Here is a 20,094-nt window from a genome sequence, read left to right on the forward strand (position 1 = left end):
CGAGAGCACTGGAGCGCCAATATGCCACAAAAAGAGCTATTCATTAACAGCATCCGGCAGGTGAGGATTGCAGGTCACACCTCAATTCCGACAGCAGTTCTATATCGAGAGAAGGGCTATCTGGTTGGTTTTGAAGCGATCGAGGCCTGCAATGATCCGTCTGAGATTAGGGAGGACTTTAAGGTCGAGTTGGGCCGAGATGACCCCGTGCGCACCACCCAGCAACGCGACAAGTCTGGCTGGACCCCATCTCGATCCGTTCTGGGCATTGCGAAGGACTTCATAGATCACGTCACCGATCGGGCGGCTCAGGCAATCGAAAATTACGGTCTTCCGACCCCATCAAAAATACTAGTGGCAGAGCCACTTACGTTGGTCGATGATGAATTGGCTCGAGATGACTGGTTGCGAAACTATCGTGCAGCACTTAAACGCATCCTCAGTGGAAAATTCAAGCAGATAGACTATCTGCCTGAGCCGTTCGCGGTCTTTCAATATTATAGATATGGCGTGAAGCACCCGCTAGTTGCGCAAAAGACTAAGCACATTGCGTTAGTTTTCGACTTCGGCGGTGGCACTTTTGACGCATCCGTCATTGAGACAACCGCCGCCGGAGACATAAGCAACGGAGGCCGTAACTCAAGGCCATTGGCAGCCAAATCGATCCCCGTCGGTGGCTACTTCATCAACCGAATGATTGCTGAGCATTTGCTGTTCAAAGGTATCGAAAAGAGCGTTGAGAAATCATCCGTCCGAAAAGCGCTTGAGGCATTTACGCAGCTAAAGAATGCTGACGATGAAACTCTCGCAAACCATCGGGTAGATTACGCTGCCTTTGTTCGGCACTATCGACGGGTGCTGCAGGCTGTAGAGCAAGCCAAATTGTCGATCTGCTCGGGGATCGTAGATTGGCGTCTTAGTGCCGACTTGCGATCCGCCCCGGCGGCGCGTATCGACGTTCCAAAGACGCCCCTCTCTGAGCAGTCGCCTATGGCATCCGTTCGACTCGAGGCGGGCGACATTCGCCAGATATTTGAGGAGCGGGTTTGGAAGCAGAAGCTGCTCCCTGCTATACAGGAAACACTTCGCCGAGCTGAGACTGAGCTCGGCGGTAAGCCCATTTCCATCGTGCTTCTGTCGGGTGGCAGTTCGAATATCCGCTGGCTTCGCCCCCTGATCGAACGAGACATTGGGGCTGCCCTGCGTCGCGCTGAAGTGCTTGAGCTTAGCGAAAACTTCCAGGAAATCGTGTCGAAGGGGTTGGCAGTTGAGTGCGCCCGGCGGTTCTACAATGCGGGCGAAGGCGACTTTCGTGCGGTCACATATAATCGACTTTGCTTGCTGCTGGACCCCAACCAAACCGGTACAGAACTTAAGAAGTTCGTGCCGGACAGCGAAACCCTCGAGACTGCCGAGGTTGAGGCTGGCGTATTGCTGCCATCGTCAACGAGCCTTCGGAATTTTGTAGGGAAGCCACTGCGCTGGAAAGTCCGACTATCCCGAGCGCCAACGCAAAGTCTGGACTACTTCTTTATGCGCTCATCCTTCGACCATGAGGACATGAAGGCCAGGCACAACATTGAAAGCCGCACGCAGACGCCCCGAGATGCCACCTTCGGTGGGAGTATTGGAGTCGAGCTTGTTGTGCGTGAAGACGGCACGGCCGAACCGTTCTTCCTTTACGGAAAGGGAGGGCAGGACCGCATCAAGACGGTCCCTGGAAAGCCATTTTATCTCGACATGACATACGCGACGGAAGAGCACTCGGGCGATGCCTATATCGGTCTAGATTTTGGCACCAGCACGTCTTCGGTCTGCTACGTCGATGCAAACGACGTGCGAGTGTATGCAGAGAGGGCTGCCGATAAGACTTGGCTGAGCTTGAGCAACCTAGTTGACGAGTTGCCATATCCGATCGCCTACCCTCTCGCCCGATATCTGTCAGAGACCATGCCTGATCATATGGACTCTCGCGGACGCGAGGCGCTGGAGGCGATGCTCACGTTTTGTGCCTATGTCTGCTACGCAGAGCACTGTGCGTCTGGTGGTGCGGGTGGAAGCGTGCTTCGAACGATGCGCCAAAGATCGGCAGGGCCCCTATGGGCGATGCTGAAGCAATGTGTGGCAGCGACAGGTAAGAGCTGGGGCTTCGGTGCAGCTCTTTCGGAGTTGACGGCGGCGCCTCTTGTTCAGGAGATTGACGCGGCCGTATCGAAGATAGCTCTGTCTAAACATGGAAAGCTTGCAGCAGACATTCCATACACACGATTATTGGAAATGGTCGGAAATATCATCGTAAGATCAATGGAGGGGAGAGCCTTCGGGTATTTTGATGAAGGGCGAAAGAAGCCGTTCAGTATGAATAGATTTACAGGAATATTCCGAAATGCTGTTGGTTCGTCCAGTACATTCATAGATATTATGGAGTACGAAGGAAGCGACGCCTATCCATCTGAGTTTCTTTTTATCGTCGATATAGAGAGGGGTCTGGCGCTTCCGCTTTTTCCCCTAATGGTTCGCGGATTGGACGGATCCTCGTCGCGGTCGGCCGATGCTGATATGTTCTACTTCGATATCGCCAGGGGCAGGGACGGCGTTGGCTATCGAGCAGTTCAGGAGAGGGAAGAAGTGGCGGTGTCAGAGTCCGGCTTGTTTGGGGAACTATTCCAACGTGTTAGCACAGTGATAGCTGCGGACGAGCTAGTCACTCCTGTGGCTGGTCTCGCATTTCGATCACGATCGACCGATGCCTAGCGACACAGTCATCGTCGGCGTCGCGAGGTTAATCTGACGGGCACCAGCTTACTGATCGGATGCTCAGTACGCCTGACGGGCGCCTAAATGAGCCACGATTAAGTGAGGGATAATGCGCTGAGTTACCCCTCACTCATCCCCCATCTTCAGCGCCTGAATGAACGCTTCCTGCGGGATCTCCACGGACCCAAACTGCCGCATGCGCTTCTTGCCCTTCTTCTGGGCTTCGAGCAGCTTGCGTTTACGCGTCGCGTCGCCGCCGTAGCATTTCGCCGTCACGTCCTTGCGCAGGGCGCGGATCGTTTCTCGGGCGATGATCTTGCCGCCGATGGCGGCCTGGATCGGGATGACGAAGAGGTGCGGGGGGATCAGTTCCTTGAGCTTTTCGCACATCTGCCGGCCGCGTGACTCGGCCGCGTTGCGGTGGACGAGCATGCTGAGCGCGTCGACGGGCTCGGAATTGACCAGGATCGAGAGTTTGACGAGGTCGCCCTCGCGGTAATCGGCGAGGGTGTAGTCGAAGCTGGCATAGCCCTTCGACATGGATTTCAGCCGATCGTAGAAATCGAACACCACCTCGTTGAGCGGCAGGTCGTATTCGATCATGGCGCGGTTGCCGACATAGGTCATGTTGCGCTGGATGCCGCGCCGGTCCTGGCACAGCTTCAGGATGGAGCCGAGATATTCGTCGGGCGTCAGGATCGTCGCCTTGATCCAGGGCTCGCGGATTTCCTTGATGCGCGTGACTTCGGGCAGGTCGGCCGGGTTGTGGAGGTCGATCGTCTCGCCGGTGGTGAGCTCGACCTGGTAGACCACGCTCGGCGCGGTGGCGATGAGATCGAGGTCGAACTCGCGGGCGAGCCGCTCCTGGATGATCTCGAGGTGGAGGAGGCCGAGGAAGCCGCAGCGGAAGCCGAAGCCGAGCGCGGCGGAGGTTTCCATCTCGAACGAGAAGCTGGCATCGTTGAGGCGGAGCTTGCCCATCGCCTCGCGCAGCTCCTCGAAATCGGAGGCATCGACCGGGAACAGGCCGCAGAACACCACCGGCTGGGCCGGACGGAAGCCGGGCAGCGCGTGCTCGGTGGGCTTCCTGTCATCGGTGATGGTGTCGCCGACATTGGTGTCGGCCACTTCCTTGATCGAGGCGGTGAACATGCCGATCTCGCCGGGGCCGAGGCTATCGACCACCACCAGCTTGGGCGTGAACACGCCGACGCGGTCGAGCTCGTAGGTGGCGCCCGAGGCCATCATGCGGATCTTCTGGCCTTTTCGGATCGTGCCATCCACCACACGGATGAGGACGACGACGCCGAGATAGGTGTCGTACCAGCTGTCGACGAGCAGCGCCTTGAGCGGGGCATCGAGCTTGCCTTCGGGGGCGGGCAGGCGGTGGACGATGGCTTCGAGCACGAGGTCGATGCCGAGCCCGGTTTTGGCCGAGATCTCGACGGCGTCGGAGGCGTCGAGCCCGATCACATCCTCGATCTGCTGTTTTACGCGCGGGATATCGGCGGCGGGCAGGTCGACCTTGTTGAGGACGGGCACGATCTCGTGGTTGGCATCGAGCGCGTGGTAGACGTTGGCAAGCGTCTGCGCCTCGACGCCCTGGGATGCATCGACCACGAGCAGGCTGCCCTCGACGGCCGACATCGAGCGGCTGACTTCATAGGCGAAGTCGACGTGGCCCGGGGTGTCGATGAGGTTGAGGATATAGGTCTCGCCATTCTGCGCCTTGTAGGCGAGGCGCACGGTCTGCGCCTTGATGGTGATGCCGCGCTCGCGCTCGATCTCCATCGAATCGAGCACCTGCTCCTTCATCTCCCGCGCCTCGAGGCCGCCGGTGAGCTGGATCAGCCGGTCGGCAAGGGTCGACTTTCCATGGTCGATATGGGCGACGATGGAGAAATTGCGGATATGGTCGAGGGGCACGCTCATGCTCGGCTGATAGCAGAGCCGTGTGGCCGGGCAAAGATGGTTTATCCGGTGTTAACCGTGCGGCGAGTGCAGGGTTAATGTGCGGGTTCGGCGCCAGTGGCCGCCCGGAACCGCCGGGGACGTGCTTTACGGACGTTAACCCTTGTCGGCTAGGGTCGCCGTCCTGTTTCCGAGGATCCGCATGCCCCGAATTTCAGCCATCGCTCTCGCCCTCCTGCTCGCCACCACCGCCCAGGCGGAAGAATGGTCCTACGAGGGCGGCGATACCCCCATCGCCTGGTTCGACAATGGCGACGCGCAGTTCCAGTTCGCCTGCCGGGGCGGCGATCTCGCCATGGGCTTCTGGGTGAGAAAGCCGCACAAGCAGGTGGCGGGTGCTGCTTCGATGAACCTGTCGATCGCGCCCGACGGCGGCGGCGCCAGCTTTGCCCAGGACATGCCGCTGATCCATGCCGACGGCAGCTCGGTGATCGTGCGCGGGCCGGTCGCCCGGCAATGGGCCAGGATCGCCCAACAGGCCAGGGTTACGCTGCGCGTCGCCTATGTGCGGACGGGCGGGGAGAGCTTCGATGCGAACGAGTTCGGGGCCAAGGGCTCGTCGGCGGCGATCAATCGGGTGCTCGAGCGCTGCGGGTGATGCGCGGCAACCCGAGCGGGCCCTGAGGCGTTGCGGCGCCATGCGGATCGCAGCGGCGTTACTGATCACCCTCCTCACCCTGCCGGCCCTGGCGCAGGAGGCCGATCCTCCCTTGCCGCGGACGCGGCCGGAAGCGGCTGACGCGCAACCGGCTGTGCCGCTGCCGCGACAGCGGCCGGATGCTGCGTCGGCCGGGCAAACCGAGGAGGACGAGCCTGGACCCGCCGGTGAGGTCTATGGCCCGCCAAAGCCCGAGGATCACGTCGCCGAGCCGGCGGCGCCGAAGGAGCCGCGCATCTACCAGACGGCTTGTCCGGCGGTGCTGCTCGGGCGAGTCGAGGCCGAGGCGCTGCCGCCGATCGCCGACGGACAGTGCAGGGCGCAATCGCCGCTATCGCTCACCGGCGTGCTCGCCAATGGCCGCATGGTGCCGGTTTCGGGCGGGGTCGAGACCGATTGCGGCGTGGCGAGCGCGCTACCGGCCTGGCTGGAGGCGGTCGACAGCTACTTGATCTCCCGCGAGGACACGCGCATCGCCGAGCTGGTGGTCGGCACCAGCTACATGTGCCGCAACGTCAACAACGGAGCGGCCGGCAATCTCAGCTTCCATGCCTTCGCCGATGCGCTCGATGTGGTCGGCTTCAAGCTCGAGGATGGACGCTTCGTCACGGTGGAAGAGGGGTGGCCGGACGCCGTGTCGCCGGAAGGCCGGCTGCTGCGCTTCGCCCATGGCGCCGCCTGCGCCAACTTCACCACCGTGCTCGGGCCGGAGGCGAACGCGCTGCATCGCGACCACCTGCATCTCGACCTCGGCTGCCACGGTAAGACCTGCACCGCGCGCATCTGCGAGTGACGGCGCATAGCGTTGTGCTATGAGCCGCGCATGGATAGCCCCGCCGACGATCTCGAAATCTTCCTCGTTGCGACGCCCGGCCTCGAGGCTGCGGTGGCGGAAGAAGCGCGCGAGCGTGGCTTTGCCGGGGTGAACCTGGTCGAGGGTGGGGTGACGCTGAGCGGCGGCTGGCCCGAGGTGTGGCGCGCCAATCTCGAGCTGCGCGGGCCGACGCGGGTGCTGGTGCGGATCGCGAGTTTTCGGGCCATGCATCTGGCCCAGCTCGACAAGCGCTCGCGCAAGGTGGCGTGGAGCGAGTTCCTGCGTGCCGACATGCCGGTAAGCGTCGAGGCGACCTGTCGCAAGTCGAAGATCTACCACGCCGGAGCGGCGGCGCAGCGCGTCGCGACCGCCATTCGCGAGGAGCTCGGTGCGCCGGTCCGCAACGATGCCGATCTGCGGGTGATGGCGCGGATCGAGGACGACCTCGTCACCATCAGCATCGATACGACCGGCGCCTCGTTGCACAAGCGCGGCCACAAGGAAGCGGTGAACCGCGCGCCGATGCGCGAGACCATGGCCGCGATGTTCCTGCGCCAGATGGGCTATGAAGGCACCGAGCCGGTGCTCGACCCGATGTGCGGCTCGGGCACTTTCGTGATCGAGGCGGCCGAGATCGCGGCCGGGCTGAAACCGGGGCGGACGCGGAGTTTTGCCTTCGAGCAGCTGAAGGGGTTCGATGCGGCGGCCTGGCAGGCGATGCGGAGCGACGCGCCGGGGGCCACGCCCGACCTGCTGTTCCACGGTTCCGACCGCGACGCGGGCGCGGTGGCGATGAGCCGCGAGAATGCGGGCCGAGCCGGCGTTGCGGCGCTGACACGCTTTTCCGAGCAGGCGATCGCCGATCTGGTCCGGCCGGATGGGCCGCCGGGGCTGGTCATCGTCAACCCGCCCTATGGCGCGCGCATCGGTGATCGGGGCGGGCTGGCGCCGCTCTATCGGACTATGGGGCAGGTGCTGCTGAGCCGGTTCACCGGCTGGCGCGTCGGCATTGTCGCGACCGACAAGGCGCTGGTGAACGCCACCGGCCTGCCCTTCCTGCCTCCGGGCCCGCCGGTGCTGCATGGCGGCCTGCGGGTGACGCTGTGGCGGACGGGGGTGCTGCGCTAGTCAGTCCTCGTCGCGGCGCGGATGGTAGGTGGGCAGGTCGGCCCAGTCGCGCGGGGTGAGCGTATTGGTCCAGTCGCGCGCCGGCTTGCGCTGGGGCGGGCGGCGGCGGGCGAAGATATCCTTGAGAGCCATCGTGGCCTCCTTCTTTCATTCGGGGCCCGGACTAAGGCCGGAGCGCTGAACCGCCGCTGAACCGGGCTGTCAGCTCAGCGCGGGTGGTGCGCCGGCAGGTCGGCGAGTTCGCGGACGCTCATGCCGGCCAGCGGATCATCGACGACTTCCGTGGCGAGGAAGCCCTCGAGCCAGGCGCGGATCGATGTGAAGATTTTGTGCATTTGGAAGTCTCCTTTCTCTCGGCTGCGTGTTGAATATGCGCGCGACAGGGAGGCGCAACAATCGACAAGAACTCGGCCCCGATGTAGAAAATCTATATGCCAAGCGCGTTTCCCATCCCGCTCAACGCCATTCGCGCCATCGAGATCGTGGCGCGCCGCGGGGCGCTCGCACCGGCCGCCGAGGAACTCGGCGTGACGCCGGGGGCGGTGAGCCAGCATCTGCGCCGGGCCGAGGAGAGGCTGGGGCTGGAGCTGTTCGAGCGCACCCCGCAGGGGCTGCGGCCCACGCCGGCGCTGAAGGCGGTGCTGCCGCAGCTGAGCGCCGGCTTCAACGCGCTGGCCGACGGACTGGCGGGGCTCAAGGCGAGCGACGAGCGCGTACTGACGCTCACCGTGGGCAGCGTGTTCGCCTCGCGCTGGCTGATCTGGCGTATCGCCAAGTTCAACAGGCTGCATCCGGAGATCGAGGTTCGGCTGGTGGTGACCGGCACCATGATCGACCTCGCCCATTCCGATATCGATGCCGGCATCCGCTTCGGCCGCGGCTCGTGGCCCGGCGTCACGGCGGAGCTGGTGGGGGGATCGCGCTACAGCCCGGTGGCTTCGCCGACGGTCGCGAAACTGCTGCAGTCGCCGGCCGACCTCGCGAAGGTGCCGCTGATCCGCGACACCGCCTCGATGCTGCCCTGGGCGCCGTGGTTCGCGCTCGCGGGCATCGATCCGATTCCGCAGAGCGGACCGCTCTACGACGATCCGACGTTGGCCTTCGATGCCGCGATTTCCGAGCAGGGCGTGCTGATGGCGGTGGACATGATGTCCGCCGACGCGGTGAGCGACGGCCGGCTGGCGCGGCCGTTCGCGCAGGCCGTGGACAGTGACGTCGGCTACTGGCTGATTGTCGCCGAGGGCCGCCGCGTGCCCAAAAAGGTAAAACTGTTCCGCAAGTGGCTGCGCACCGAGGTGCCGGACTCGGCCGAGGGGTATGTGGCGCAGGTGCGGCGCGGCACCGGCCCGCAGCCGGGAGGATGACGATGACGGCGCCACTGACCCCGCCCTGCTATGGCGATCTGCTGGGTCGTCGGGAGGAGGGCATCCCGCCGGCCGAGGGCGCATGCCGGGCACTGGCCGGAGCTGGGCTGGAGGATCGGTATTTCAGCTTTGCGGTGAAAGAGTAGGGGCGGAGCGTGTGGCCACCCCCACCCACCCGCTACGCGGGTCCCCCCTCCCCACAAGGGGGAGGGAGTCCTGACTGCAGGCTTCGGTGTTTCGGTTCCAGCACGATCTCCCTCCCCTTGATGGGGAGGGTAGTGGAGCTTGGCCGCCTGCGGCCTAGCGGAACTGGGTGGGGTGGAGCCGCGCGCACTGGTCGGACTGTTCCATACCTTGCCTCAAGCCCTCTCAAAGTTTAGAACTATTCTAAACTGTTGACGGACCAGCCCCATGTTTGCACGCCTGCTCCAGCCCAACCGGCGCGATTTTTCCACGCTCGACGAGCGCGAGATCCTGTCCCTTGCGGTGGCCGCCGAAGAGGAGGATGGGGCGATCTATGCCGAGATCGCCGAGCGGCTGGCGGGAAAATATCCGGCGACGGCGAAGGTGTTTGCCGGCATGGCGGTGGAGGAGGACGGCCATCGCCGGCGACTGCTCGATCTCTATGTCGAAAAGTTCGGGCCGCGGCTGGTGCCGATCCGGCGCGAGCATGTGCGCGGCTTCCTGACGAGGAAGCCCGTATGGCTGATGGAGACCATGGGCCTCGACCAGGTGCGCCAGCTCGCCTTCGAGATGGAAGAGGCGGCGGTGCATTTCTACACCGAGGCCGCGGCGCGCACGACCGACACCGCGGTGCGCAAGCTGCTCGGCGATCTCGCGGTCGAGGAGCGCCAGCACGCGACGCGTGCCGATGAGCTGACCGACGACGCGCTCGGGCCCGAGGAGCGGGCATCCGAGAAATCGGAGGAGCACCGGCAGTTCGTGCTGACCTATGTGCAGCCGGGTCTCGCCGGACTGATGGATGGTTCGGTGTCGACCCTGGCGCCGGTGTTCGCGGCGGCCTTCGCCACCGGCGATACGTGGTCGACCTTCCTCGTGGGTGTGGCGGCGGCAGTCGGCGCCGGCATTTCGATGGGCTTTACCGAGGCGGCGGCCGATGACGGCAAGCTCACCGGGCGCGGCTCGCCGATCACGCGCGGCGTCGTCACCGGCATCATGACCACGCTGGGCGGGCTCGGGCACGCACTGCCTTATCTCATCCCGCATTTCTGGCTGGCGACGGGCGTTGCGGCCTTCGTGGTGCTGATCGAGCTGTGGGCCATTGCCTTCATCCAGAACCGCTACATGCACACCTCGTTCTGGCGCGCGGTGCTGCAGGTGGTGCTGGGCGGCTCGCTGGTCTTTGCCGCAGGCATTCTCATCGGCAGCGCGTAGGCTGCCGTCACTTCACCCCGGCCGGCCTCACGGGGCCGGCTGCTATGGCCGGCGCCTCAGTTGGCGACGACGAAGAACACCACCAGAAAGAGCACGATGAACAGCACGGTCAGGAACGGCCATGGCAGCAGGTGCAGCTCTTTCTGAGGCTCGAGGGCGTGGTCCAGACGTTCGTGGCGGATCACTTCCATAGAAGTCCTCCCAGTCTTCTCCCACCCGGGCCGAAGCCCGGTCACCGATTTTAGCGCGGAACGGCGCACGGCGGAAGCCGGCGGCCGCAGCCAGCCGTCCGCGGCCTTGCGCGGAGTTTTCAGGCCTCGGCGGGGGCCGGGCCTATTCGACCATCATCGCGACGCCGAGCGCGGCGAGCAAAGCCAGCAGCGCGGCCTGGAATGGCCACGGCATGAACTTTCCGCGCGGCTTGGGAGTGGTGGTCTTGGAGTCACTGTCGTGCGTCCGCATGGGAGCCTCCAGTCTGCCGGATCCTCCTCCGGCCGATGGAAGCTTACACCCTAGACGCCGCCGCGTGACTTCACGAGTTCGCGCATGGGTTGCGCGTGCGGATCGACCTCGCCGAGCAGGCCTTCGGCGACGCCGGCACGATCGGCCTCCGGCCGGTTCTGGCTGGCCTTGAACTTACCCTCGAGCGCCGTGATCGGAATTTCGAGGCCGACAATGCCCTTGAGCTGGCTGGCGATGAAGCTTTCGGGCGCATCGCTCACCGCCCACGGCTTTGGCCGGCGCCCCTCCTGCTGATCGGTCAGCGCGCTGACATTGGCGAGCAGCCAGGCGGCATCGTCGATCACCCGGGCGGCGCCGCGGGCCTGCACGACGGCAAAATTCCAGGTCGGCACGACTTTGCCATCCACCGCCTTCTGCGGATACCAGCTGGGCGTGATGTAGTGCTCGGCGCCCTGGAACACGACCAGCACCTCTGCCGCTTCGACCAGCGCCCGCCACTGCGGATTGCCGCGCGACAGGTGAGCGCGCAGCGTGCCGAACGGCCCTTCCTCCGGATAGAGCACGAAGGGGATCGGGTTGGCGATCAGCCCGGCCGCGCCGCCCGAGATCAGCAGCCCGAGCGGGTGCGCGGTTATGAAGACCTGCTGCGTAGCAAGATCGGTCTCGCGGAAGGCGGGCGGCTGGTACATGGTCTACTCCTCGTCTCCCAAATATGCCTGCTCCGGTGGAGACCGGATACCCTCAGCCCGGCTGAACGAGCGCTGAATCCTGGTCCTCGGCGATCATCTGCGCGGCCTTGCTCCCGATCGCCATGGCGATGGCATTGGTGTTGGCCGATGGAATGGCGGGGATGATCGAACAATCGATGACCCGCAGGTTCTCCACCCCGCGTACCCTGAGCCGCGCATCGACCACCGCCATCGGGTCGTCGTCGCGGCCCATCTTGAGGCTGCCCGAGGGGTGGTAGTTGGTCTTCACCGTCTCCTGGGCGAAGCGGGTCATGCCGGCGAGGTCGGTGACGCCCGGTCCGGGCAGTATCTCTTCCTTGATCTTGCTCAGGAACGGCTCGGTTTCGAGCAGTTTTCGCGCATGGCGCATCGAGGCGAGGGTGAGCCGCAGGTCCTCGGAGTCGCCGAAGAAGTTGGGATCGACCAGCGGCTGGGCCGCCGGATCGGCCGAACGCAGCCGCACCGTGCCGCGCGCCTTGGGGCGGAGCAGGCACGAGGTGAAGGTGACGCCCCAGGTGGGCTTGGCCTTCGAGACGTCGCGGTCCTGGTAGACGATGGGCGCGCAGTAGAGCTGGATGGTCGGCCGGTCGCCGCCATCGGGATCGTAGAACAGGCAGGCCTCGATGCCTGTGGTGGTCACCGGTCCGGAGTTGAACAGCAGGTATTGCAAGCCATTGCGGAGCATCGGCCAGCCGCGATCCTGCCCGAAATAGCCCGACTTGCCCTTGGTCGTGGCGATGATCGGCACCTCGTGGTGGTCCATGAGGTTGGAGCCGACCCCGGGCAGATCGGCGACCACCGGGATCTGGAAATCGTCGAGATGATCGGCCGGGCCGATGCCGCTCAGCATCATCAGCTTGGCCGAGTTGTAGGTGCCGGCCGCCACCAGCACCTCGCGCCCGGCGCGCACCTCGTGCGGGTCGCCGTCACGCGAATAGGCGACGCCGACCGCCTTGCCGTTCTCGATCAGGATGCGGTCGACCCGCGCCTCGGTGACGATGGTCAGCTTGCGGTTGCGGCGCAGCGGATCGAGGAAGGCGCGCTTGCCGTCCGAGCGCTGCTTGTAGCGGCCCCACAGCCCGTAGGTGTGCTGCATGATGCCCACCCCGTTCTGCCGTTCGCCGTTGAAATCGGGGTTCCAGGCATGGCCGAGCCCCTGCGCGGCGAGCAGGAAATCCTCGGTGCTGTCGGAGATGTGGCCCGGATCGGAGACGCGCAAATTGCCGCCGATGCCGTGGTAGGCGTTGTTGAAGCGGCGGTTGGCCTCGAGGCCTTTGAAATGCGGGAGCAGGTCGTCATAGCTCCATTCGCCGGCATTGCCGCCCAGCCCGGCGGCCCAGCCGTCATAGTCTTCCTTCTGGCCGCGCATGTAGACCATGGCGTTGACGGCGCTGCCGCCACCGAGCGCCTTGGCCACGGGCACGATCGGCGCGCGGCCGCCCAGCTGCGGCTGCGGCACGGTCTTGTGCATCTCGAGATAGGTGTCCTTGGCGAGATACTTCATGTAGCCCGCCGGCATGGCCATGATCCGGTTGGTGTGGCGCGGCCCGCGCTCGATGATCAGCACCGAATAGCCGAAATCGCGGACCAGCCGCATGGCCGCCACCGACGCCGCCGAGCCGCCGCCCACGATGATGAAGTCGAATATGCGCTCGGCCATCAGTCACTCCCGCTGTGCTTTGCATAGCGGGCAAAGCGGCGATTGGGTAGCGGGCCGGGGCAAGGCTTCGGGGCATCTCGGGGCACGACAGCGAATGTTGCGGCAATTGGGCAACGGCGTGGCCGTCATGTGGAGCGGATGTGGCGTTCTGCCTTGATCAACTTGCGGCCCGATGCGATCATCCAAGTCGTCGTTGAGGGAATGCGCGATGTCGATAGTAAAGATCAGCAAGGCGACGCTGCTCGCCTCGGTATTTTCTACGCCCCTGGCCTTCGCTGCCCACGCAGCTGACTTGATCATCTACGATCCGGCGCCGGTGGCTGAGCAATATGTCGACCTGACCTTGCCGGCCGTCTCCGGCCCGAACGGCAAGATCGAGTTCGCGCTGGGCGGGATCACCGATCTGGACGCGGCCATCTTCCGCGCCGGCGGTTCCTTCTCGATGCCGCTGGGCAACCTGTTCGGCCTGCAGGCCGACGTCGGCTTCGACAATACCGATGGCGACTGGGCCGCCGGCGGCGCGCTGCACCTGTTCATGCGCGATCCCTCGTTCTACCTGCTCGGCGTTACCGCCGGCGTGGTGGTGGCGGATGGCGTGACGCTGTCGGCGATCGGCCCGGAAGCCGAACTCTATCTCGACCGCATGAGCCTCGAGGCCTGGGCCGGCTGGGCCAATGTCGACTACGACATCGACGCCTTCGACGATGACGGCTTCTTCGCCTTCGGCGATATCGCCTATTACGTGACCGACGACTGGCGTCTCAGCGTCGGCGCCTCGACCATCCTCGGGGAGGGCTCGCTGAACCTTGCCACCGAGTACCAGTTCGCCGATATCGGCTTCCCGCTCTCGGCGACGGGCGAGATCCGGGCCTATGAGGATCGCTGGTCGGCCAAGATCGGGCTCAAGGGCTACTTCGGCGACGAGGGCAAGAGCCTGATCGACCGCCACCGCCAGGACGATCCGCGCAACCGCGTGCTGGATCTGTTCGCGGCCGCTGGGTCGCTCGAGGTAGATGAACCTAACGAGGAAGAGATCGTTTGTCCCGATGGCGAAGTCCTGATCGACGGCGAGTGCGTCTTCGAAGCGAGTTGATGATGACGACGGTCGTAATTGGCCGTCATGTCATCTATGCGCCTTGGTCCACTCGTTGACGTATTCGAGGTATTTTCCAGCGGCAGTGAACGGAATGTCACGCACTGGCACGAAGCGCACTGCGGCGTCAGCAAAGAAACTCGCCCGGAACATTGCCGTGGCGACCTCATGGTCGCCTGGCACATTCCAGTCGCGGGGCACATAGCGGACCTCGAACTGCAGCGGGCCGACCTGCGCGATCTGCCAGAACGTACAGCCGAGCACTTGTCGCGCCTCGTCGCTGAACATCGTTACGATGCTGCGCCCATCGGGATGCGTGAACATGGCGAGGGTGCGACCTTCCACTCCGGCAAGTACCGGCAGATGGCGTCCACAGGCGCAGGGTGGCCCGAAACTCGCAATGTCACCCTGATCGTAGCGGATCAGCGGTTGTGCGGTGCTGACGAAGGGCGTAACGACCACGCGACCACTGACGCCGGTCGGAACGGCGCGCCCGCTAGCGTCGACGATCTCCACAAGCACGCTCTCGGCATTGACATGTAGACCCTCGCCGAGCTCACAGGGATAGGCGATTTGCCCACCCTCCTTGGAACTGTAGTGCTCGAGCGTTTTGGCGCCGAACACACGGGCGCAGGCGGCCTTGTCTGTCTCATCCATACGCTCGCCATGTGAGAGCACGTAGTGCAGCTTCAGGTCGATGCCGCGCCGCTCGACTTCCAGCGCCAGGACATGCAGCGTCTTCGGGCCGGTGGAGTAGTAGCGCGAACCCGTGCGTTGCAAGAATTCGGCGTTCTCGGCCATCGAGGCATCGCTGTGTAGTTCGATGACGCGCCCGCGCTGCGCGGAGGCATCCCACGACGGCCCCCAATGACCGCGCTCGAAACCATGCGGATATCCGGCGCGCGGATCGGCGCCGTAGCGGGCCGTATAGGTGGCCGACCAGTCAAAGTCGTGCCAGCGGTGTGCCCGCCACCGATTGGCGTTGCCGGCGAGGGTCGTGAGACGATTGCTGGTGATCTGGATCGGTTGGCCGGTCGAGCCGGAACTCGAAATTGAGCCGACGGCGCCGTGTCCCTTGGGGCGTTCCGTTGCCAGCATTTCATCGCGGCGGTCGACCATGTCAAGGCGTGTAACGATCGGAATCTCTTCCCAGCGGCTCCAGTCGATATCGCCGCTGGGGGTAAACACCGGATCGAGGCGGCCGGCATAGAAGGGCACATTCGCTCGTGCGTGCCGCAGCAGTTGTTCGAGCTGGCTGCGCTGGTAGTCTTCAAGCTGCGATGAGGACCAATACTGGCTCTCCATCAGCATCTCATAGAAGGCGCGCTGCAATTCTGCCGGTTTCATGGATGCAATAGAGCCGAGCGCCGCCGCCGCGGCAAGCCGCCAGAGTGGGGGCAGCGCACTAAGCCGCGTTCGCGGCCTTCCGCTCCAGTACGGTCTCGAGGATGGCGCCGGACTTGCGGCATTCCTCGGCGATCTCGACGGCAAAATCCTTGAGCATGTCGCGGTCAAGCACCGACGAGTTGCGCACCACCATGGCGATGTCGCGGTGCACGGCGTCGACATCGGACGGGGTGATCTCGGCGAGGCGGCCGGCGGCGATGTCGTCGGCGACCGCCGAGTGGACGAAGAAGCCGACGCCTTCGCCGCGGATGGCGATGCGGCGGGCGGGACCGGTGGGCAGCTCCACCGATACGGGCGCGCGGCGGAACAGCGCCAGCGCGGCGTCCGGATAGACCTGCCACCAGTTGATCGAGATGAGCCGGGGGACGCGCTTCAGCACCTCCTCCATCTTCGGGCTGGGGCCGAGCTCGGCCGCGATCTCCGGCGTCGTCATCATCGGCACGCGCTCGCGCAGCACCAGCAGCGGTACGAGATCGGTGATGATCGGATCGAGGTTCGGCCAGCACAGGATCCCGAGCTCGATCTCGCGCTCGCGCAGCATAGCGGCGATCTGGCTCTGCCGGCCCTCGTGGATGACCACGTCGACCGCCGGATATTTCTGCTGGAAGCGCAGCAGCGATTCCGTGATCAGCGGCGACACGAGGCTGCGCAGCGAGCCAATGGAGACGCGCCCGCGCTCGACCCGGCGCAAGGCTTCCCTGGCCTCCTGCGCCGCCTGCAGGATACGGCGGGCGTAGGGCAGGAAGGTCATGCCCTGGTCGGTGAGCTGGATGTTGCGGCCGCGATGGAACAGCGGCACCCCGAGCAGATCCTCGAGCGCGCGCATACGCATGGACACCGTCGCCTGCGTGACGTTGAGTTTCGCCGCGGCCTTGGTGAAGCTCAAATCCTGCGCGATGCGGTCGAAAGTGCGGATCTGATCGAGGTCCATGGATCGGCTCGGCTTATGTGACGGACGGACATGCGGCGCGCGGGGCGCTGTCACATTGGATAGGCTGATGGGTGGGGTTTGAGCAAGGGGGAGTGCTGACTGAAGCAGACGACCCCCTCCCGACCTCCCCCATGAAGGGGGAGGTGCCCTGCCGGTGCTCGAGGCACAATAGAAGCCAGAGCCTCGACTCTTCACCTCCCCCTTTATGGGGGAGGCTGGGAGGGGGCCGTCTCTATCGGCCGTGCACCTTCCGCGCCGCCTCTTTCCGAGCCAGCTTGGCCGCCTTGTTCCGCGCCGCGACTTCCGCCGCATCGTCGCCCAAGTGCGCTTCGCCGCGCGCGCGGGCCAACTCCATCTGCCGTTCGCGCTCAGCGGCGCCATCGGGCGCGGCTTCGGCGCAGTCCGGGCACAGCGAACCGACCGCTTCGTGCGGCAGCATCGGGTTGCGGCAGGCGCGGCAGAGGATGGCTTCGCCTTCGGCGAGGCCGTGCGTAACCGAGACGCGCTCGTCGAACACGAAGCATTCGCCGTTGAAGCGCGACTGCTCGGCCGGCACGCTTTCGAGATACTTGAGGATGCCGCCCTTGAGGTGGAATACCTCCGAGAACCCCTGCGACAGCATGTAGGCCGAAGCCTTCTCGCAGCGAATGCCGCCGGTGCAGAACATCGCGACCTTGGGGTGCCGCTTCGGGTCGAGCGTGGCGACGTAGTCCTTGAACTCGGTGAAGCTTTTCGTCGCCGGATCCTGCGCGCGCGCAAAGGTGCCGAGCTTCACTTCGTAATCGTTGCGCGTATCGATGACGGTGACGTCGTTGCGGTCGATCAGCCCGTTCCAGTCGCGCGCTTCGACATAGGTGCCGACGCGCTGTGACGGATCGGCCTCGGGTGCGCGCAGCGTCACGATCTCGGGCTTGAGCCGCACCTTCATGCGCAGGAACGGCATCTCCTCGGCAGTGGAGAATTTCGCTTCGGCGCCGGCCAGCCGTCCGGCCCAGCTAGGCGAGGTTTCGAACCACGCCAGCAGCGCGTCGATGGCCTCCGGCGTGCCGGCGACAGTGCCGTTTATGCCTTCCGGCGCCAGGATGAAGGTGCCGCGAATCTTTCGCGCACAACAGTAGTGCGCCAGTTCCGGCTTCAGCGCCTCTGCATCGGGGAGTGCGACGAACTTATAGAGCGCCAGCACCTTGAACCGGTTCAGGCTTTCGGGCAGGTTCGCGGCGATTTCTTGAAGCTCGGACATGTCTTGCGCGGTGTATCATCGACCGCCGTCTCCGGGCAAATCGCGACATGGAGGATGAAATGACCTATCGGGCCAGCGACGCTCGTTATGGCAGCATGCAGTATCGCAACTCTGGCCGCTCGGGCCTGAAGCTGCCGATGATCAGCCTCGGGCTGTGGCAGAATTTCGGGGGCACGCGCGACTATCCGTCGGCCTTCGAGATTCTGAGCTACGCCTTCGACAAGGGCATCACCCATTTCGATCTCGCCAACAATTACGGTCCGCCCCCGGGGTCGGCCGAGGAGCTGTTCGGCGACGTGATGGCGCGCGATTTCCGCCCCTACCGCGACGAGATGATCATCTCCAGTAAGGCCGGCTACCTGATGTGGCCCGGCCCGTATGGCGAGTGGGGCAGCAAGAAATACGTGATCGCCTCGGCCGAGCAGAGCCTGAAGCGCCTCGGGCTCGAGTATGTCGATATCTTCTACTCGCACCGGTTCGATCCGAACACGCCGCTCGAGGAGACCATGGAGGCGCTGGCCCAGCTCGTGCGGCAGGGCAAGACGCTCTATGTCGGCATCTCGTCCTATCCCGAGCAGCAGACGCGCGATGCGCATCGCATCCTCGCTGAGATGGGCGTGCCCTGCATCATCCACCAGCCGAGCTACTCGATCCTCAACCGCTGGATCGAGGACGACAAGACCATCGATGCCTGCGGCGAGCTCGGCATTGGCGTCATCGCCTTCTCCCCGCTGATGCAGGGCATCCTGTCGGGCAAATACAACAAGCTGGCCGGCAAGCTCGAGGGCACGCGCGCTTCGGAGAATTACTCGCTCAACGCCAACCGGCTCGAGCCGCGCATTCTCGATGCGGTGCAGAAGCTCGGCGCCATTGCGGAAAAGCGCAAGCAGTCCATGGTGCAGCTGGCGCTCGCCTGGGTGCTGCGGCGCAAGGAAATGACCTCGGCGCTGATCGGTGTGCGCACGCTCGATCAGCTCAAGGATTGCCTCGGCGTGCTCGACAATATCGAGCTGTCGGATGAGGAGATCGCGGCGATCGACGAGGCCGCCAAGGGCGGATTAGTGGATAGCCGGCCGTTGAAGTAAGGGGCGGGCCGATCGAGACGGCCCCCTCCCGGCCTCCCCCATAAAGGGGGAGGTGAAGCGTCGAGCTTGGCCTTCGATCGAGCCCAACGCACCGGCAGAACACCTCCCCCTTTATGGGGGAGGATGGGAGGGGGTTGTCTGCCGCGGTTCTAGCTCCGCCGCCCCACCGCCGCCGCCACCAGCACGACATAGACCGTCAGCGTCATCGGCGCGGCAAGATAGGTGTCGGGGAAACCCAGCACGGCCGCGCCGATCACCAGCACCAGCAGCGCATGCCGCCGCTGCGACGTGCGCTCGTCGCGGGGCAGCCGGAACCAGCCGACCACTGGCGCGATCAGCATCAATGCCCAGGCGATCAGTCCCAGCAGCCCGCCCGACACCGCGAACTGCGCGATGTCGTTGTGCAGGTGCACGACCTGGCCCCAGCTCAACTGCTCGGGCGTGAGGCGCTTGAGCACGAGCGGCATGGTCGCGCCACCCCAGCCATGGCCGGCGAGTGGCGATTGCGCGAACAGCTCGGCTGCGGCGCGATAGAGGCCGAGCCGGATATCGATCGCCGCATCCGCCACCTGCCCGCCACGGGCGACGGTGGCGAGCACATCCCACAGGCGGATGCGGGCGGTGCCCGGCAGCTCCAGGAACAGCGCGGCGATGACGACGGCAGCGGTCGCGACCAGCACGGCGGCTATGGTCGTCGGGCGCTTCACGAGGGTGAGGCCGGTGACGAGCAGCAGCACCGGTAGGGCGATGAGCGCGGTGCGCGAGCCGGTGAGGACGATCACGACTAGGGCGGCGGCGAGGCCGAGCAGGCTCAGCCACCGCCTCCCTCCCCCTTGCAGGGAGGGATCGAGGGTGGGGGTAGTGCGGTGATCACCGATGGACCCCCACCCCCCACCCCTCCCCGCAAGGGGGAGGGGAGCAGGCGGGAACAGCGCGCCGAGGCCAAGGGTCGCGGCGAGCAGCGTGGTGACGGCGAGGCGGTAGGGGTCGGTGAGCCAGAACCCTTCGGCGGCGCGGGGAATGTTGAGGCCGAAGCGAAGGAGCAGGGTGGTCGCGAGGCCGACGCCGGCGCCGATCAGGGCGTAGCGCGTGAGGTCGGCGCCGCCGAGCAGTCTGGCGAGCGGAGCGTGGAAGAGCAGGGCGGAGAAGCCGAACAGGGGAAGGAGATCGGCGGGGGTGCGGAGGGTGAGGAGGGCGCTGAGGGTCAGGAGGAGGAAGGCGGCGAGGAGGAGGAGGGTTGGTGCACTTGGCCGCCCCCTCCACCATCCTTCGGATGGTCCCCCTCCCCCGCCCCGCGGGGGAGGATCAAGGCGAGATCGTGCCCCCATCGGATCCTCCCCCGCGGGGCGGGGGAGGGGGACCGGCGTAGCCGGTGGAGGGGGCGACCAAAGCCACCAGACG

19 protein-coding genes are annotated in these 20,094 nt (G+C 64.9%); 8 read left to right on the forward strand and 11 right to left on the reverse strand.

The window, feature by feature from the left end:
* The first annotated feature begins 21 nt into the window (after positions 1-21).
* On the forward strand, positions 22-2,754 hold the full coding sequence (locus AC3A6I_RS00900) for an Hsp70 family protein (RefSeq protein ID WP_487541123.1): 2,733 nt from the start codon (positions 22-24) through the stop codon (positions 2,752-2,754).
* 129 nt (positions 2,755-2,883) lie between these two features.
* Here AC3A6I_RS00900 and lepA read toward each other — a convergent pair whose 3' ends face one another.
* On the reverse strand, positions 2,884-4,689 hold the full coding sequence (gene lepA / locus AC3A6I_RS00905; RefSeq protein WP_487541124.1) for a translation elongation factor 4: 1,806 nt from the start codon (positions 4,687-4,689) through the stop codon (positions 2,884-2,886).
* Positions 4,690-4,870: 181 nt separating this feature from the next.
* Between lepA and AC3A6I_RS00910 the strand changes: the two genes are divergently transcribed.
* From AC3A6I_RS00910 to AC3A6I_RS00920, 3 genes are read left to right on the forward strand one after another with little or no spacing between them, the layout of a single operon-like run.
* On the forward strand, positions 4,871-5,326 hold the full coding sequence (locus AC3A6I_RS00910) for a hypothetical protein (RefSeq protein WP_487541125.1): 456 nt from the start codon (positions 4,871-4,873) through the stop codon (positions 5,324-5,326).
* A gap of 40 nt (positions 5,327-5,366) precedes the next feature.
* Complete coding sequence (locus tag AC3A6I_RS00915) at positions 5,367-6,179, forward strand: extensin-like domain-containing protein (RefSeq protein ID WP_487541126.1); 813 nt, start codon at positions 5,367-5,369, stop codon at positions 6,177-6,179.
* 30 nt (positions 6,180-6,209) lie between these two features.
* Positions 6,210-7,328, forward strand: a complete 1,119-nt coding sequence (locus AC3A6I_RS00920; RefSeq protein WP_487541127.1) for a THUMP domain-containing class I SAM-dependent RNA methyltransferase — start codon at positions 6,210-6,212, stop codon at positions 7,326-7,328.
* Here AC3A6I_RS00920 and AC3A6I_RS00925 read toward each other — a convergent pair whose 3' ends face one another.
* Both AC3A6I_RS00925 and AC3A6I_RS00930 read right to left on the reverse strand, forming a co-directional pair.
* Positions 7,329-7,460 carry a hypothetical protein gene (locus AC3A6I_RS00925; protein ID WP_487541128.1) on the reverse strand — a complete coding sequence of 44 codons (132 nt, stop codon included), beginning with the start codon at positions 7,458-7,460 and terminating at the stop codon, positions 7,329-7,331.
* Between the two features lie 74 nt (positions 7,461-7,534).
* The gene (locus tag AC3A6I_RS00930) at positions 7,535-7,663 is read right to left on the reverse strand and encodes a hypothetical protein (RefSeq protein WP_487541129.1); all 129 of its coding nucleotides are present in this window, start codon (positions 7,661-7,663) and stop codon (positions 7,535-7,537) included.
* Between the two features lie 96 nt (positions 7,664-7,759).
* Between AC3A6I_RS00930 and AC3A6I_RS00935 the strand changes: the two genes are divergently transcribed.
* Both AC3A6I_RS00935 and mbfA read left to right on the forward strand, forming a co-directional pair.
* Positions 7,760-8,692, forward strand: a complete 933-nt coding sequence (locus AC3A6I_RS00935) for a LysR substrate-binding domain-containing protein (protein ID WP_487541130.1) — start codon at positions 7,760-7,762, stop codon at positions 8,690-8,692.
* 411 nt (positions 8,693-9,103) lie between these two features.
* Positions 9,104-10,087, forward strand: a complete 984-nt coding sequence (gene mbfA, locus AC3A6I_RS00940) for an iron exporter MbfA (protein ID WP_487541131.1) — start codon at positions 9,104-9,106, stop codon at positions 10,085-10,087.
* A 56-nt stretch (positions 10,088-10,143) separates the two neighbouring features.
* Here mbfA and AC3A6I_RS00945 read toward each other — a convergent pair whose 3' ends face one another.
* From AC3A6I_RS00945 to AC3A6I_RS00960, 4 genes are all read right to left on the reverse strand, one after another.
* Complete coding sequence (locus AC3A6I_RS00945) at positions 10,144-10,278, reverse strand: hypothetical protein (protein ID WP_487541132.1); 135 nt, start codon at positions 10,276-10,278, stop codon at positions 10,144-10,146.
* A gap of 142 nt (positions 10,279-10,420) precedes the next feature.
* Positions 10,421-10,549, reverse strand: coding sequence for a hypothetical protein (locus AC3A6I_RS00950; protein WP_487541133.1), 129 nt, complete (start codon positions 10,547-10,549; stop codon positions 10,421-10,423).
* Between the two features lie 50 nt (positions 10,550-10,599).
* Positions 10,600-11,238 (reverse strand): FMN-binding negative transcriptional regulator, encoded by a 639-nt coding sequence (locus AC3A6I_RS00955; protein WP_487541134.1) that lies wholly within the window; start codon positions 11,236-11,238, stop codon positions 10,600-10,602.
* A gap of 52 nt (positions 11,239-11,290) precedes the next feature.
* Positions 11,291-12,937 (reverse strand): GMC family oxidoreductase, encoded by a 1,647-nt coding sequence (locus AC3A6I_RS00960; RefSeq protein ID WP_487541135.1) that lies wholly within the window; start codon positions 12,935-12,937, stop codon positions 11,291-11,293.
* 208 nt (positions 12,938-13,145) lie between these two features.
* Between AC3A6I_RS00960 and AC3A6I_RS00965 the strand changes: the two genes are divergently transcribed.
* Positions 13,146-14,030 carry a hypothetical protein gene (locus AC3A6I_RS00965; RefSeq protein ID WP_487541136.1) on the forward strand — a complete coding sequence of 295 codons (885 nt, stop codon included), beginning with the start codon at positions 13,146-13,148 and terminating at the stop codon, positions 14,028-14,030.
* A 30-nt stretch (positions 14,031-14,060) separates the two neighbouring features.
* On the opposite strand, the gene AC3A6I_RS00970 is transcribed toward AC3A6I_RS00965, so the two are convergent.
* The 3 genes from AC3A6I_RS00970 to trhO all read right to left on the reverse strand — a co-directional run bounded on the left by AC3A6I_RS00970 (position 14,061) and on the right by trhO (position 17,608).
* On the reverse strand, positions 14,061-15,377 hold the full coding sequence (locus tag AC3A6I_RS00970) for a phenylacetate--CoA ligase family protein (protein WP_487541137.1): 1,317 nt from the start codon (positions 15,375-15,377) through the stop codon (positions 14,061-14,063).
* Positions 15,378-15,435: 58 nt separating this feature from the next.
* The gene (locus tag AC3A6I_RS00975; protein WP_487541138.1) at positions 15,436-16,368 is read right to left on the reverse strand and encodes a LysR family transcriptional regulator; all 933 of its coding nucleotides are present in this window, start codon (positions 16,366-16,368) and stop codon (positions 15,436-15,438) included.
* A 232-nt stretch (positions 16,369-16,600) separates the two neighbouring features.
* Entirely contained in the window at positions 16,601-17,608 is a 1,008-nt protein-coding gene (gene trhO, locus AC3A6I_RS00980; protein ID WP_487541139.1) for an oxygen-dependent tRNA uridine(34) hydroxylase TrhO, read from the reverse strand.
* Between the two features lie 59 nt (positions 17,609-17,667).
* Here trhO and AC3A6I_RS00985 point away from each other — a divergent pair, with 59 nt between their 5' ends.
* Positions 17,668-18,693, forward strand: a complete 1,026-nt coding sequence (locus tag AC3A6I_RS00985) for an aldo/keto reductase (RefSeq protein WP_487541140.1) — start codon at positions 17,668-17,670, stop codon at positions 18,691-18,693.
* Positions 18,694-18,842: 149 nt separating this feature from the next.
* Here the strand turns inward: AC3A6I_RS00985 and AC3A6I_RS00990 are convergent, their stop codons facing one another.
* Complete coding sequence (locus AC3A6I_RS00990; RefSeq protein ID WP_487541141.1) at positions 18,843-20,021, reverse strand: O-antigen ligase family protein; 1,179 nt, start codon at positions 20,019-20,021, stop codon at positions 18,843-18,845.
* Positions 20,022-20,094: the final 73 nt, after the last annotated feature.

The organism is Devosia sp. Soil_C_22 (assembly GCF_057657195.1).

What these genes read in the sequence shown, in the direction of transcription:
- AC3A6I_RS00965 (WP_487541136.1), top strand. Translation starts at nt 13,146, where the DNA reads ATGTCGATAGTAAAGATCAGCAAGGCGACGCTGCTCGCCTCGGTATTT.
- trhO (WP_487541139.1), bottom strand. Translation starts at nt 17,608, where the DNA reads ATGTCCGAGCTTCAAGAAATCGCCGCGAACCTGCCCGAAAGCCTGAAC.
- AC3A6I_RS00985 (WP_487541140.1), top strand. Translation starts at nt 17,668, where the DNA reads ATGACCTATCGGGCCAGCGACGCTCGTTATGGCAGCATGCAGTATCGC.
- AC3A6I_RS00945 (WP_487541132.1), bottom strand. Translation starts at nt 10,278, where the DNA reads ATGGAAGTGATCCGCCACGAACGTCTGGACCACGCCCTCGAGCCTCAG.
- AC3A6I_RS00920 (WP_487541127.1), top strand. Translation starts at nt 6,210, where the DNA reads ATGGATAGCCCCGCCGACGATCTCGAAATCTTCCTCGTTGCGACGCCC.
- AC3A6I_RS00950 (WP_487541133.1), bottom strand. Translation starts at nt 10,549, where the DNA reads ATGCGGACGCACGACAGTGACTCCAAGACCACCACTCCCAAGCCGCGC.
- AC3A6I_RS00910 (WP_487541125.1), top strand. Translation starts at nt 4,871, where the DNA reads ATGCCCCGAATTTCAGCCATCGCTCTCGCCCTCCTGCTCGCCACCACC.
- AC3A6I_RS00915 (WP_487541126.1), top strand. Translation starts at nt 5,367, where the DNA reads ATGCGGATCGCAGCGGCGTTACTGATCACCCTCCTCACCCTGCCGGCC.
- AC3A6I_RS00925 (WP_487541128.1), bottom strand. Translation starts at nt 7,460, where the DNA reads ATGGCTCTCAAGGATATCTTCGCCCGCCGCCGCCCGCCCCAGCGCAAG.
- AC3A6I_RS00930 (WP_487541129.1), bottom strand. Translation starts at nt 7,663, where the DNA reads ATGCACAAAATCTTCACATCGATCCGCGCCTGGCTCGAGGGCTTCCTC.
- lepA (WP_487541124.1), bottom strand. Translation starts at nt 4,689, where the DNA reads ATGAGCGTGCCCCTCGACCATATCCGCAATTTCTCCATCGTCGCCCAT.
- mbfA (WP_487541131.1), top strand. Translation starts at nt 9,104, where the DNA reads ATGTTTGCACGCCTGCTCCAGCCCAACCGGCGCGATTTTTCCACGCTC.
- AC3A6I_RS00970 (WP_487541137.1), bottom strand. Translation starts at nt 15,377, where the DNA reads ATGAAACCGGCAGAATTGCAGCGCGCCTTCTATGAGATGCTGATGGAG.
- AC3A6I_RS00960 (WP_487541135.1), bottom strand. Translation starts at nt 12,937, where the DNA reads ATGGCCGAGCGCATATTCGACTTCATCATCGTGGGCGGCGGCTCGGCG.
- AC3A6I_RS00990 (WP_487541141.1), bottom strand. Translation starts at nt 20,021, where the DNA reads ATGGGGGCACGATCTCGCCTTGATCCTCCCCCGCGGGGCGGGGGAGGG.
- AC3A6I_RS00955 (WP_487541134.1), bottom strand. Translation starts at nt 11,238, where the DNA reads ATGTACCAGCCGCCCGCCTTCCGCGAGACCGATCTTGCTACGCAGCAG.
- AC3A6I_RS00935 (WP_487541130.1), top strand. Translation starts at nt 7,760, where the DNA reads ATGCCAAGCGCGTTTCCCATCCCGCTCAACGCCATTCGCGCCATCGAG.
- AC3A6I_RS00975 (WP_487541138.1), bottom strand. Translation starts at nt 16,368, where the DNA reads ATGGACCTCGATCAGATCCGCACTTTCGACCGCATCGCGCAGGATTTG.
- AC3A6I_RS00900 (WP_487541123.1), top strand. Translation starts at nt 22, where the DNA reads ATGCCACAAAAAGAGCTATTCATTAACAGCATCCGGCAGGTGAGGATT.